The sequence below is a fragment of the Nitrospirillum amazonense genome (assembly GCF_007828045.1).
Classification (GTDB): Bacteria; Pseudomonadota; Alphaproteobacteria; order Azospirillales; family Azospirillaceae; genus Nitrospirillum; species Nitrospirillum amazonense_C.
Genome location: NZ_VITN01000030.1, coordinates 26,310 through 39,586, shown reverse-complemented (window position 1 = coordinate 39,586; position 13,277 = coordinate 26,310). Strand labels below are relative to the sequence as shown.

8 protein-coding genes are annotated in these 13,277 nt (G+C 67.8%); 6 read left to right on the top strand and 2 right to left on the bottom strand.

Annotation, left to right across the window (positions count from 1 at the left end; genetic code table 11):
- Positions 1–268: 268 nt before the first annotated feature.
- Positions 269–2,005 (top strand): peptide MFS transporter, encoded by a 1,737-nt coding sequence (locus FBZ89_RS27810; RefSeq protein WP_145754080.1) that lies wholly within the window; start codon positions 269–271, stop codon positions 2,003–2,005.
- A 31-nt stretch (positions 2,006–2,036) separates the two neighbouring features.
- Positions 2,037–3,254, top strand: coding sequence for a M24 family metallopeptidase (locus FBZ89_RS27805; RefSeq protein WP_145754079.1), 1,218 nt, complete (start codon positions 2,037–2,039; stop codon positions 3,252–3,254).
- A 237-nt stretch (positions 3,255–3,491) separates the two neighbouring features.
- On the opposite strand, the gene FBZ89_RS27800 is transcribed toward FBZ89_RS27805, so the two are convergent.
- Both FBZ89_RS27800 and FBZ89_RS27795 read right to left on the bottom strand, forming a co-directional pair.
- Positions 3,492–4,538 carry a 4-hydroxyproline epimerase gene (locus FBZ89_RS27800; RefSeq protein ID WP_145754077.1) on the bottom strand — a complete coding sequence of 349 codons (1,047 nt, stop codon included), beginning with the start codon at positions 4,536–4,538 and terminating at the stop codon, positions 3,492–3,494.
- A 204-nt stretch (positions 4,539–4,742) separates the two neighbouring features.
- The gene (locus tag FBZ89_RS27795) at positions 4,743–5,645 is read right to left on the bottom strand and encodes a dihydrodipicolinate synthase family protein (protein WP_145754075.1); all 903 of its coding nucleotides are present in this window, start codon (positions 5,643–5,645) and stop codon (positions 4,743–4,745) included.
- Positions 5,646–5,743: 98 nt separating this feature from the next.
- Between FBZ89_RS27795 and FBZ89_RS27790 the strand changes: the two genes are divergently transcribed.
- The 4 genes from FBZ89_RS27790 to FBZ89_RS27775 all read left to right on the top strand — a co-directional run bounded on the left by FBZ89_RS27790 (position 5,744) and on the right by FBZ89_RS27775 (position 13,092).
- Positions 5,744–7,054, top strand: coding sequence for an NAD(P)/FAD-dependent oxidoreductase (locus FBZ89_RS27790; protein WP_145754074.1), 1,311 nt, complete (start codon positions 5,744–5,746; stop codon positions 7,052–7,054).
- Positions 7,055–7,275: 221 nt separating this feature from the next.
- Entirely contained in the window at positions 7,276–9,723 is a 2,448-nt protein-coding gene (locus FBZ89_RS27785; RefSeq protein WP_186457622.1) for a glycoside hydrolase family 127 protein, read from the top strand.
- The gene (locus tag FBZ89_RS27780) at positions 9,723–11,549 is read left to right on the top strand and encodes a DUF885 domain-containing protein (RefSeq protein ID WP_246172773.1); all 1,827 of its coding nucleotides are present in this window, start codon (positions 9,723–9,725) and stop codon (positions 11,547–11,549) included. Before FBZ89_RS27785 ends, FBZ89_RS27780 begins: the two co-directional genes overlap by 1 nt.
- A gap of 142 nt (positions 11,550–11,691) precedes the next feature.
- Entirely contained in the window at positions 11,692–13,092 is a 1,401-nt protein-coding gene (locus FBZ89_RS27775) for a DNA recombination protein RmuC (RefSeq protein ID WP_145754073.1), read from the top strand.
- Positions 13,093–13,277: the final 185 nt, after the last annotated feature.

Below are 13,277 nucleotides of genomic sequence, written 5' to 3'. Positions count from 1 at the left end.
TCGGATGTAAAAGCAATTGATTTTCTAAAATACGCTAGACGGTTCGGGGATGCCGCGCCATGGGCTGTTGGTGCATGGCCCGGTCTAGTTCCCGTTCAGCCTCAAGCGATAGCATTCCCCGCCGTCCGTCCGGATGCCAGAATGGGTGCCGGTGGCGCTATGCTTGACAGTTTGGATATCGTATCCGATACGCTATCGCCCCACCAGGACGGCCCGGCGGCATGATACTCTGGTACATCCATTGGACGATAACGGGGACGGGCGGGGCATGGCGGTGATGGTGGGCGCGGACGGCGCGGAGAACGGCCCGGCGGAGGGGAGCGAAGACCACGGCGGCGGCCATCCCCCCGGCCTCTACCTGCTGTTCGCGGTCGAGTTCTGGGAGCGGTTCTCCTATTACGGCCTGCAATCCATCCTGATTTTCTTCCTGCTGTGGCACCTGTCGATGGACAAGGTGTCGGCCTATGCCGAGCTGGGGGCCTTCGGCGTCCTGGTCTATATGTGCCCGGTGGTCGGCGGCTTCATGGCTGACCGCTGGGTGGGTGCCCGCCACGCGGTGCGGGCCGGCGCCGTCCTGCTGATGCTGGGCCACGGCCTCATGGCCTGGCAGCCGGCGCAGACGGTGGAGCGGCTGGTGACGCCGGACGCCACCTACGACCTGAAGCGCCCCATCCTTTATCCCGCGGAGGGGGAGGACGGCGCCCGCCAGGTGGTGGTGAACGGCACCGCCCAGGTGATCACCAGCCTGGCCAGCGTGCAGGGCGGCGACCCGGACGCCCGCACCCTCGCCTATGTCGGCCCCGATGGCGCCGCCGTCGTCCTGCGGGGGCGCCTGGAAAAGACGCCGGACGCGGGCGGGCTGAAGTTGTTCTACCTGTCGCTGGCCCTCATCGCCGCCGGCGTCGGCATGCTGAAGCCCAACATCTCCGCCCTGGTCGGCCGCCTCTACGGCCAGCGCCACGCGGCGCGCGACCGCGGCTTCCTGATCTTCTACCTGGGCATCAACGCCGGCGGCCTGATGGGCAGCATCGTCTGCGGCTGGCTGGGCGCCGCGCTGGGCTGGGAATGGGGCTTCGGTGCCGCCGGCATCGGCATGGCGGTGGCGCTGGCTACCTTCAGCCTGGGCCGCCGCCTGCTGCCGCCCGAACTCCCCGCTGCCGAGGGTGGTCCCCGTGCCGCCGGTAGCGGGCCAGGCGGCCTGCTGGCCCTGGCCGGCGGCCTGGCGGTGGCGCTGGGCGCCTGGCTGATCGTCGACCACCCGATCGTGGTGGGCCATGTGCTGGACATCGCCGCCGTGGCCGGCCTGGCCGCCGTCTTCTGGTTCGCCCGCCGCTGTGACGCGCGCCAGCGCCGCCACCTGGCGCTGCTGCTGCTGCTCATGCTGGTGTCGGTGCTATACTGGACCCTGTTCTACCAGGGGCCGGCGTCCCTGAACGTGTTCGCCGCCGAATGGACGGACCGCCATATCGGCCCGGTGCTGGTGCCGGCCCCGGTGCTGCAGTTTCCGGACAAGGCCTTCGTCATCCTGCTGGCCCTGCCGCTGGCGGCCCTGTGGCGCTGGCTGGATGGCCATCGCCGCGACCCCGGCCCGGTGACCAAGTTCGGCTTGGGCGTGCTGTTCGTCGGCCTGGGCTTCCTGGCCCTGGCCTTCGGCATCGAGGTGACGCCGGCCGGCCTGCGCGTGGGCGTGGCCTGGCTGCTGTCGCTCTATCTGCTGCAAGAGGTGGGGGAGCTGTGCCTGTCGCCCATCGGCCTGTCCTCCATCACCCGCCTGTCACCCCCGGCCATCACCAGCCTGCTGGTGGGCCTGTGGTTCCTGTCCACGGCCTATGGCCAGCGCCTGAGCGCGCTGGTGGCCCAGGCCACGGTGGTGGACGGCAGCTTGCCGGCGGCGGTGCAACTGGCCTCCTACCAGGCGGTGTACCTGAAGGCCGGCTTGTGGTCCTGCGCCGCGGCCGTGCTGCTGCTGTTGCTGGTGGTGCCGCTGCGCCGCCTGAATGATTGATGTGTGATCCCAGAGAAGCGGGTTTGAAACCATGACCAAGGGTATTGGGGGGCTGTCGGCCCCGGCGGTGCTGTCGACCTTGAAGTCCCGGCGGGCGGCGGTGCAGCCCATCACGGCGGAAGAATACCGCGCCCGCATTGAGGCGGTGCGGGCCCATATGGCGGCGCGCAAGGTGGATGCCCTGCTGCTGCCGGCGTCCAGCAACCTCCTCTACTTCACCGGCCTGGACTGGCACCCCAGCGAGCGGCTGACGGCGGCGGTGATCCTGAAGGACGGCGACCCCGTCTACGTCTGCCCGGCATTCGAGGAGCCCAAGCTGCGCGGCCATATCACCGTGGGTGATCAGGTGCGCACCTGGCAGGAGGATGAAAGCGCCTACGCCCTGGTGGCGGACCTGGTACGGGCGCAGTCAGGCGCCTCCGCCACGGTGGCGGTGGACGCCCTGGGCTATGCCGGCGTGTTCTTCGACCTGGCCGCAAGCCTGCCCCAGGCCACCCTGGTGGACGCCCGCCCTTTGACGGAGGCCTGCCGCCGGGTGAAGTCGGCGCATGAGATCGCGCTGCTGTCCCACGCCAAGGCCCTGACGTTGGAGGTTCACCGTCTGGCCGCCGGCATCCTGCGCCCCGGCATCACCCCGGACGAGGTGGTGTCCTTCATCGGCCAGGCCCATCGCGCGCTGGGGGCCGACGGCGGCAACACCTTCTGCGCCGTGCAGTTCGGCGAGGCCACGGCCTATCCCCATGGCGCCCCCGGCGAGTGGTTCCTGAAGGAGGGCGACCCGGTCCTGATCGACACCGGCTGCGCCATCGAGGGCTACAAGTCCGACATCACCCGCTGCTACACCTTCGGTCACGCCACCCCCGAATACCGCCGGGTGTGGGAGGATGAGCGCGACGCCCAGATGGCGGCCTTCAACGCCGCCCAGATCGGCGTTCCGTGCGAGGCGGTGGACATCGCCGCCCGCAATTTCCTGGAGTCCCGCGGCTACGGCCCCGGCTACCAGGTGCCCGGCTGCCCCCACCGCACCGGCCATGGCGTGGGCCTGGACCTGCATGAGCCCGCCTACATCGTCGGCGGCAACAAGCAGCCGCTGGAGCCCGGCCTGTGCTTCAGCGTCGAGCCCATGCTGTGCCTCTACGGCAAGTTCGGCGTCCGCTTCGAGGACCATGTCTACATGACCGAGGACGGCCCCCGCTGGTTCACCATTCCGCCGACAGACGTGGATAATCCCTTCGGGCTGCATGGCTGACGGTCGCCTCAGGCGCCGGCGGGGCATCCGCCCCTTGGCTTGTCGCTCAGTTCAGGGCTTAAGCCCAAAACTTCCGGCGGCTGCGGTCGCAGCCTACGGCATGAGCTTGGGCCCATGCCGCTGGGGTATCTGAGACAAGGCGGCGCTTGAGGACAAAAAAGGGGCCGGTCCTTGCGGACCGGCCCTTTCAAGGATGTGCCTTGGGAGGAAACGCCAGGGCTAAGTCAGGCTCGGGACCTAGACCTGGAAGCCACGCCAGAACGGGTCCTGGGTGGGGTCGACGTAAATGGTGTTGAGGCCGGTCTGCACCGCCCAGCCCTTGATGGACGGGCGGATGCTGGCGTAGTCGCCCAGGGTGCCGGCGCTTTCCACGCGGCCTTCGAACAGGCTGCCGATGATGCTCTCATGCACGAAGCTCTGGCCGACGGCCAGCTTGCCCTGGGCGGCCAAGTGCGCCATGCGGGCCGACGTGCCGGTGCCGCAGGGGGACCGGTCGATGGCGCGGTCGCCGTAGAACACGGCGTTGCGGCCATGGGCGTCCTTGTGCTTGGGCTTGTCCACCCACATCACGTGGCTCAGGCCCCGGATGGTGCTGTCCAGCGGATGGACGGGGGTGACCTTCTCCCGCACCAGCTGGCGCACCAGGCCGCTGAAATGGATGATCTTCTGGCTGCCCAGATCATCAATGCCCTTATAGGCGCCCTGCGGCTCGATGATGCCGTAGAAGTTGCCGCCGTAGCTGATGTCCAGGGTGATGGGGCCCAGCTCGGGCACCTCGATGGTGACGCCGCGGCTGTGGAGGAAGCTGTCGATGTTGAACAGCCGCACCCAGGTCACCTTGCCGGCCACCATCTCATACTCGACGCCGATCTGGCCGGCGGGCACGTCCAGCACCAGCTTGCCGGGGGTGCGCGGGCGGATCAGGCCGTGTTCCAGGGCAAAGGTCACCATGCCGATGGTGCCGTGGCCGCACATGGGCAGGCAGCCCGAGGTCTCGATGAACAGGATGGAGGCGTCGGCCTCCGGGCTGCAGGGCGGATAGACGAAGCCGCCCGACATCATGTCGTGGCCGCGCGGTTCGAAACACAGCGCCGTGCGGATCCAGTCGAAACGCGACAGGAAGTCCTGGCGCTTCTCGCTCATGGTGGCACCCACCAGGGGCGGGTGGCCGCCCATGACCAGCCGCACCGGGTTGCCGCAGGTATGCCCGTCGATGCAGGCAAAGGTCTGGCGGCTGGTGGGCAGCACGGGATCGCCGGTCGGGGCACTGGGGGCGGTGGTCATGGGATCAGGCCTTGAGGCAGACGGTGGAACTAAGGACTACACGTACTAGGACTTAGGCGCTTAAGGGGACTCGCGAGGCTGGAACTGGTTCCCCAGTTCCAGCCTCGCTAGCCTGCGACCGCAGGCGCCGGATGCCGAGCCCCGAAGGGCGCAGCGAGGATAAGCCAAGCGGCCGGATGGCCGCGCCCGGCGCCTGAGGATGCGTTAGAGTGCGGGCCGCGTCGCGGCGGCCTTTTCGACCATGGCGATCACGTCGGCGCGGACCTGGCCTTCCAGGACGTAGCGCGGCGGGCGCACGCGCTCGGAACCGCGGCCCATGACCTGCTCGGCCAACTTGATGCTCTGCACCAGGTCGTGGCGGGCGTCCAGGTGCAGCAGCGGCAGGAACCAGCGGTAGATGGCGCGGGCCTTGGCCAGGTCGCCGGCGACGACGGCATCGTACAGCGCCACCGATTCCTTGGGGAAGGCGTTGGTCAGGCCGGAGATCCAGCCCTTGGCGCCCAGCAGTAGGCCTTCCAGGGCGACGTCGTCCAGACCGGCCATCAGCATCATCTTCGACTCGTCGATGGCGTTGGCCAGGTCGGTGAAGCGGCGGGTGTCGGGGGCCGATTCCTTCAGCGCCACGATGGTCGGGATCTCCGCCAGGCGCTGCAGCAGCGGCACGCTGATGTCCACGCGGTAGGCCGGCGGGTTGTTGTACAGCATGATGGGCAGGGCCGAGGCGCCGGCGACGGTGGCGAAGTGGCGGAACAGCTCTTCCTCGGTCGGCACGTAGACCATGGCCGGCAGCAGCATCAGGCCGTCGGCGCCGATCTTCTCCGCATCCTTGGCGTAGGCGGCGGCGCGCGGCGTGGTCAGTTCCGACACGCCGGTGATTACGGGCACGCGGCCGGCGGTCACTTCCTTGGCGGCGGCCAGCACCTGGCGCTTCTCTTCCGGTTCCAGAGAGTTGTTTTCGCCCACGGTGCCCATGATGATCAGACCGTGCACGCCGTCGCGGATCAGGCCGTCGATCACCCGCTGGGTTTCCGCCAGGTTGATGCTGAGGTCTTCGTTGAACTGCGTGGTCACCGCGGGGAACACACCGCGCCAGTTGGGCAGGGACATCTCTTAAAACCTTTCACGTTTCCGCCATACGCGCTTGTCGGGAAGCGCCGTGACAGATAGTATAATGGGATATTGTATCCAATCAAGGGACTCTGCACATGCCTGTCGCCAATGCCAGCAACCCACCCATGCCGTTCCGGCCAGGATCCGGCACCATCGCGGTGGTGGGCGCCGGCGTGGTGGGCACCGCCACGGCACTGGCCCTGGTGCGTGATGGGCATGATGTCATCCTGATCGACCGGGATGAACCAGGGCGTGGATGTTCCTATGGTAACGCCGGCCACATCGCTACGGAACAGTTGTTGCCCCTGGCCTCCTTCGCCACCTTGCGGCGCGTGCCGGGCCTGTTGCTGAAGTCTGGGGGCCCCCTGGGCATCCGAAAGGGGGCCCTGCCCATCCTGGCACGTGGCTGGGCCAGGGATTTCCTGGGCGCCTGCCTGCCCCGGGCCCATGCCCACGGCACGGCCGTGTTGTCCGGCCTGATCGAAACCGTCATCCAGGATTGGCGCACCCTGCTGGTGGGCACCGGCGCGGAAACGCGCCTGCAGACGCGCGGCCATCACAGTGTCTGGGAAAGCGCGGCGCCCGACGCCGCCATCGCCGCGTCCGTCGCCGCTGCCCGGGGCCTGGGCGTGCCCGTCACCCCCTGGGGTCCCAGCCCGGGCGATTGGCCCGATCTGCCCCATGCCCTGCGGCAGCGTGTTACAGGGGGCATGACCTATACCGGCACCGGCCATGTCAACGACCCCTTCGGCCTGACCCAGGATTTGGCCGCCGCTTTCGTCGCGCGCGGCGGGCGCATCGAAAAGGCCGACATCCAGGGGCTGGAGGGCGGCCAGGGGGGGGATGATGCCGGCTGGCGCCTGCGCCATGCCGGCGGTGTCATCGGCGCCGATGCCGTGCTGATCGCGCTGGGCGTGGAGTCCGGATCGCTGCTGGAACCGCTGGGCTATCGCGTGCCCATGATCGCGGAGCGCGGATACCATGTCGTGGTGCCGGGCGACTCGGGGCCCAACACGCCCATCTTGGACCGCCCGGTGGTGTTCGAGAACCGCACCGTCATCGTGACGCCCATGTCTATGGGCCTGCGCGCCACCAGCTTCACCGATTTCAGCGGGCCGCATGATTCGCCCGATCCTCGCCGTCCGGCCCTGCTGCGCCACCACCTGCGCGAGGTCGGCCTGATGGCGCCGGGGGCGGAGAGTTCGGAGTGGACCGGCTGCCGCCCCAGCCTGCCCGACTACCTGCCCATGCTGGACGCCAGCCGCCGCCATCCCGGCCTCTACGCCGCCTGCGGCCACCAGCATCTGGGCCTGACCCTGGCGGCCGTGAGTGCACGGCGCATGGCCGACATCTTCGCCGGCCGGGCGCTGCCTGATCCGGCCATGGCGCTGGACCGCTTTTCCTGAAGGCCCTCCACGCAATGGGCCCTACTTCCGTCCTATGACTGGAGGCTTAGTTCTCTCAGATGCATCATCGTATACAATATCCCAAAATAGCTTGGCAGTTGGGTCCCTTTGCTCCGCTGGCGTCCTCGCCAGCGATCCGGCGCGTTTGCGCGCTGACCCAAGGTATAAAAATCAAGAACACGGGGGCTTAACGTATGGCGCGCGATCTGGGAGACAGCCCCATGGCAACCTGCAGCGCCCCGTCCGGGCAAACGGTGTCCCGGCGCACCATCCTGCGCGGTGCCGCCTCGGCCGCGGCCCTGATGGCCGTGCCGGCGGTGGCCACCCCCCTGGTGCCGGCGCTCAACACCGGCACCGCCCAACCTTTCCCCCTGTCGGCGGTGCGGCTGAAGCCATCGCCCTTCAAGGCGGCGGTGGACGCCAACCTGGCCTATCTGCACAGCCTCGAGGCCGATCGCCTGCTGCACAACTTCCGCAGCGGCGCCGGCCTGCAGCCCAAGGGCGAAGCCTACGGCGGTTGGGAGGGCGATACCATCGCCGGCCACACCCTGGGTCACTACTTGAGCGCGCTGTCCCTGATGCATGCCCAGACCGGCGATGCCGAGTGCAAGCGGCGGGTGGACTATATCGTGGCCGAGCTGGCGGACTGCCAGAAGGCCCAGGGCGACGGCTATGTCGCCGGCTTCACCCGCAAGCGCGGCGACATCGTCGAGGACGGCAAGGTCGTGTTCGATGAGCTGCGGCGCGGCGAGATCCGCTCCGCCGGCTTCGACCTCAACGGCTGCTGGGTGCCGCTGTACAACTGGCACAAGCTTTACACCGGCCTTTTCGACGCCCAGACCCCGTGCGGCAACACCCAGGCCCTGGATGTGGGCGTCAAGCTGGGCGGCTACATCGACGAGGTGTTCAGCCACCTGAATGACGAGCAGGTCCAGAAGGTGCTGGACTGCGAGCATGGCGGCATCAACGAGAGCTTCGCCGAGCTGTACGCCCGCACCGGCGACCGGCGCTGGCTGCTGCTGGCCGAGCGCCTCTACCATGCCAAGGTGCTGGTGCCCCTGTCGGAAGGCCGGGATGAGCTGGCCAACATCCACGCCAACACCCAGATTCCCAAGCTGATCGGCCTGGCCCGCCTGGCGGAGCTGACGGGGTCGGAGCGGCACGCCAAGGCCTCCGCCTTCTTCTGGCAGACGGTCACCACCAACCATTCCTATGTCATCGGCGGCAACGCGGACCGGGAGTATTTCCAGGAACCGCGCAGCATTTCCCGCCACATCACCGAACAGACCTGCGAGGGCTGCAACAGCTACAACATGCTGAAGCTGACCCGCCTGCTGTATGCCCGCCAGGCCGACGCGCACTACTTCGACTTCTATGAGCGCGCGCACCTGAACCATGTGCTGGCGCAGCAGAACCCGGCCACCGGCATGTTCACCTACATGACGCCGCTGATGTCCGGCTCGGCGCGGGAGTTCTCCACGCCCACGGAAGATTTCTGGTGTTGCGTCGGCACCGGCATGGAAAGCCATGCCAAGCATGGCGAAAGCGTCTACTGGCGGCGCGGCGTGGAGGATTTGGCGGTCAATCTCTACATCCCCTCCACCCTCACGTGGCCTGAGCGGGGGGCGGTGATCGACCTCGACACCCGCTATCCGGAAGCTGAGACGGTGCTGCTGACGCTAAAGGCGTTGAAGCGTCCCGCCACCTTCGCGGTCAGCTTACGCATCCCGGCCTGGTGCACCGGCGCCACCCTGGCGGTGAACGGCAAGCCGCAGGACTTGGCGCTGCAAAACGGCTACGCCGTCGTGCGGCGGGAATGGAAGGCGGGCGACGCCGTCGCCCTGCGCCTGCCCATGGCCCTGCGCCTGGAATCCACCAACGACGATGCCGACACCGTGGCCTTCCTGCATGGCCCGCTGGTGCTGGCCGCCGACCTGGGCGCCGCGCCCAAGAGCGAGGCGCCCACCGGCTCGCCCCAGCCCACGCCTGTCTCCGACGCCTTCCAGGGCCCGGCGCCCGCCTTGGTCTCGGCCTCCGTCCTGGACGGCTTCCAGCGGGCGACGCCCGATGCCCTGGTGTGGCGCACCACCGGTATCGGCCGCCCGGGCGACATGGAGTTCAAACCCTTCTACCAGCAGTACACCCGGCGCACGGCCGTCTACTTCAAGCGCTATACTGAGGCGCAGTGGAAGACGGCGGAGGCGGCTCTGGCGCAGGAGGCGGCACATCAGCGCGACATCCAGGCGCGCTCCGTTGATGTCATGCACCTGGGTGAGATGCAGCCGGAACGCGACCATGGGCTGGAGGCCAAGATCTCCTACCCCGTGACCTACCGGGGCCGGAACGGCCGCGACGCCCGCACCGGCGGCTTCTTCGAGTTCAAGGCCAAGGTTCGTGCCGGCGCCATGGTGTTGCAGGCCACGTACTGGGGCGATGAGCGCAAGCGCCTGTTCCACATCCTGGTCGACGGCACCCGTATCGCCACGCAAAAGCTGGACGCGGAGCGGCCGGGTGAGTTCTTTGATGTGGAATACCCCATCCCCGCCAACCTGACGGCGGGCAAGTCCACCGTCGTCGTCCGCTTCGAGCCGGAAACCGGCTATTCCGCGGGACCCGTCTTCGGGTGCCGCGTCGTCGCAGCGTCAGCCTCTCAGGGAGCGCCTATCTGATGTACCGCTTGCCTTCAAGACGTTTGGCCGCCCGCCTGCTGGTCGGCACCGCCCTGTTCGCCGGTGTCCTGACTGTTGGCCAGGTCACCGCGACCGCCCCTGTCATCGGCGCGGCCCACGCGGCGGCGGCCGCCACGGCCGGCAAGGCCGACGCCCAGTTCAAGGCGATCTACACCAAGGAATGGAAATGGCGTCAGGAGGAGTTCAAGGGCGAGGATGACGAGGACAGCACGGACACCGTCGCCGGCCATCTGCCCAAGGTGGACGCCGCCACCCAGGAAAAGCGGCAGAAGGTCTGGGAAGGCGTCCTGAAGGAACTGGCGGCCGTCCCCCAGGCCGACCTGTCGCCCGAGGCGCAGGTGGATTTCAGCATCTACCGCGATCAGGTGACGGTTCTGCTGAACAGCCAGAAGTTCAAGGACTATGAGAAGCCGCTGAACGCCGACAGCTCGTTCTGGTCCAACATGGCCGGCGGGGCGCGCAAGCCCTTCCACACGGTGGCGGAATACAAGGCCTTCATCGGCCAATTGAACGATATGCCGCGCTATTTCGGCGAGCAGATCGTGAACATGCGCGCCGGCCTGAAGCGTGGCTTCACGCCGCCCAAGGTGACGCTGACCGGCCGCGACAGCGGCATCGTGAACGTGGTCGAGGCCAAGACGCCGGAAGACAACGTCTACTACACGCCCTTCAAGACGATGCCGGACACCATTCCGGCCGCGACCCAGGCGGAACTGCGCGCCGCCGCCGTGGCCGCCATCGCCAAGTCGGTGGTGCCGGCCCACCAGGCCCTGTTGAAGTTCATGCGCGAGGAATACATCCCCGGCGCCCGCACCGAGCTGGCGGCGGAGTCCCTGCCCGACGGCAAGGCCTACTACCAGTCCAAGATCAAGGAGTTCGCCACCGTCGATCTGACGGCGGACCAGATTCACAAGATCGGCCTGGAGGAGGTGGCGAAGATCCACGCCCAGATGCTGGACGTGATGAAGCAAGCCAACTTCCAGGGGGACTTCCCCGCCTTCCTGAAGTTCCTGCGCACCGATCCCCAGTTCTACGCCAAGACCCCGGAAGAGCTGCTGATGCGGGCGGCCTGGATCGCCAAGAAGTTCGACGGCAAGGCGGACCAGTACTTCGGCTACCTGCCGCGCTCGCGCTTCGCCATCATCCCGGTGCCGGCGGATATCGCGCCCTTCTACACCTCCGGCCGCGGTGGCCCGGGCGTGTACCTGGTCAACACCTACGACCTGCCGTCGCGCGGCCTGTACGCCCTGCCGGCCCTCACCCTGCATGAGTCGGCGCCGGGCCACGCCTTCCAGATGCCCATCGCGGCGGAACAGAAGGACCAGCCGGAGTTCCGGCAGAAGGTCTACATCTCCGCCTTCGGCGAAGGTTGGGCCCTGTACTGCGAGAAGCTGGGCGACGAGATGGGCATGTACGAGACGCCCTATGAGCGCTTCGGCATGCTGAGCTATCAAATGTGGCGCGCCGCTCGCTTGGTTGTCGATACCGGCATCCATGCCAAGGGCTGGACCCGCGAGCAGGCGCAGCAGTACCTGCACGACAACACCGCCCTGGCCGATCACGAAATCGAGACCGAGGTTGACCGCTACATCGCCTGGCCGGGGCAGGCCCTGTCCTATTACCTGGGCGAGATGGCCATCCTGAAGGCCCGGGCCAAGGCGGAGAAGGCGCTGGGCCAGAAGTTCGACCTGCGCAACTTCCACGACACGGTGCTGAAGCTGGGCGGCGTGCCGCTGCCGGTGCTGGAGGCCCGCATCGACCGCTTCATCGCCGAGGGCGGCAAGAGCCCCTATCCGGCGCCGTGAGCGATCACTGAGCCGGCATTGAGGACCAAAGGGGGCGGGCAGCGATGTCCGCCTTCTTTTTGTCCCTGTTTTGTTCCTTTCCTGCTATAAAATGTGGTTCTATCTCGCAAGACCCACCGTTTCTTGAGCAGGACGCGTCCCCATGTCCCTCGATCTTGCCTCATTGGCCCTTGGTTTCGTCGCGGCGCTGGTCGTGGCCCTGGTCGCCGCCCGCGTGGCGGGGGCGGGCGCCCGTGCGGCGCAAGGGGAGCGGCTGGCGATGCTGGAGGCCGACCTGGCCGACCTGCGCGTGGCCAAGGCCGAGGCCGACCGCCGCCTGGCGGTGGAGGGCGAGCGGGCCTCGCGCGTGCCGTTGCTGGAGCGCGACCTGGCCACGGTGCGGGAGGAGGGGGCCCGCCTCAGCCAGGCGCTGGCGGCGTCCAAGGAGGCGCTGGCGCGCGAACTGCGGCAGGCGGAAGAGAAGATGGCCCTGCTGACCCAGGCGCGCGAGACCATGGCCAAGGAGTTCAAGGTCCTGGCCGATGAGGTGATGACCCGGCATGGCGAGACCTTCGCCAAGCAGAACCGCACCCAGCTGGACGGCCTGCTGGCGCCCTTGCGCGATCGCATGGTGGAGTTCCAGCAGGGCCTGCAATTGGCCCATACGGAAAGCGCCAAGGACCGCGCGGCGCTGGCGCAGCAGATCCGTCAGTTGACCGACACCAGCGCCCGCATGACCAGCGAGACGCACAACCTGACCCAGGCGCTGAAGGGCAAGGCCCAGACCCAGGGCGCCTGGGGTGAAATGATCCTGTCCACCATCCTGGAACGCTCCGGCCTGCGCGAGGGCGAGGAGTATGTGACCCAGGAAAGCCGTACGGACGCCGATGGCGGCCGCCTGCGTCCCGACGTGGTGGTGAACCTGCCGGGCGGCCAGCGGGTGGTGATCGACGCCAAGGTGTCGCTGACCGCGTTCGAGGCGCACGTGAACGCGGAGGATGAGGTGGCGCGCATGGCGGCGCTGGCGCGCCACGTCGTTTCCCTGCGCACCCACATCAAGACCTTGGGGTCCAAGGATTATACCGGCGCCGTGGGCAGCGGCTTGGATTACGTCCTGATGTTCGTGCCCATCGAGGGGGCCCTGGCGGTGGCGGTGCAGGAGGATCCGGCCCTGACGGCCTACGCCGCCGACATGAACGTGGCCATCGCCACCCCCACCACCCTGATGGTGGCGCTGCGCACCGTGGCCAACGTCTGGCAGGTGGAACGCCGCAACCGCAACGCCGAGGCCATCGCCGACCGCGCCGGCAAGCTGTACGACAAGTTCGTCGGCTTCCTGGAGGACATGCGCAGCCTGGGCACCCAGCTGGACCGCGTGCAGAAAAGCTACAGCGGCGCCATGACCAAGCTGAGCACCGGCACCGGCAATCTGGTGCGCCAAGTGGAACAGCTGAAGGACATGGGCGCCAAAACCTCCAAGGCCATTCCCGTCGACCTGCGCGAGGATGGGCTTGAGGACAAGGCGGCGGCCCTGGAAGCCGCCGGCGCCCTCTCCCTGACCTGACAAAACCTGTCTCGCCGCTGTGACGCGACGCCATCCGCAGCCTGCTATGCCGCTCTTGACAGCGTTGTCTCAATCAGTAATTATGCAATCAATCGACCTGGGGTTGTGGCGATGCGCCCGCCCCGGCGAAAAAGAACCAGGGATAGGGATCGCGCCTATGGCATCGGGACGACACCACACGCTCT

What these genes read in the sequence shown, in the direction of transcription:
- FBZ89_RS27810 (WP_145754080.1), top strand. Translation starts at nt 269, where the DNA reads ATGGCGGTGATGGTGGGCGCGGACGGCGCGGAGAACGGCCCGGCGGAG.
- FBZ89_RS27805 (WP_145754079.1), top strand. Translation starts at nt 2,037, where the DNA reads ATGACCAAGGGTATTGGGGGGCTGTCGGCCCCGGCGGTGCTGTCGACC.
- FBZ89_RS27800 (WP_145754077.1), bottom strand. Translation starts at nt 4,538, where the DNA reads ATGACCACCGCCCCCAGTGCCCCGACCGGCGATCCCGTGCTGCCCACC.
- FBZ89_RS27795 (WP_145754075.1), bottom strand. Translation starts at nt 5,645, where the DNA reads ATGTCCCTGCCCAACTGGCGCGGTGTGTTCCCCGCGGTGACCACGCAG.
- FBZ89_RS27790 (WP_145754074.1), top strand. Translation starts at nt 5,744, where the DNA reads ATGCCTGTCGCCAATGCCAGCAACCCACCCATGCCGTTCCGGCCAGGA.
- FBZ89_RS27785 (WP_186457622.1), top strand. Translation starts at nt 7,276, where the DNA reads ATGGCAACCTGCAGCGCCCCGTCCGGGCAAACGGTGTCCCGGCGCACC.
- FBZ89_RS27780 (WP_246172773.1), top strand. Translation starts at nt 9,723, where the DNA reads ATGTACCGCTTGCCTTCAAGACGTTTGGCCGCCCGCCTGCTGGTCGGC.
- FBZ89_RS27775 (WP_145754073.1), top strand. Translation starts at nt 11,692, where the DNA reads ATGTCCCTCGATCTTGCCTCATTGGCCCTTGGTTTCGTCGCGGCGCTG.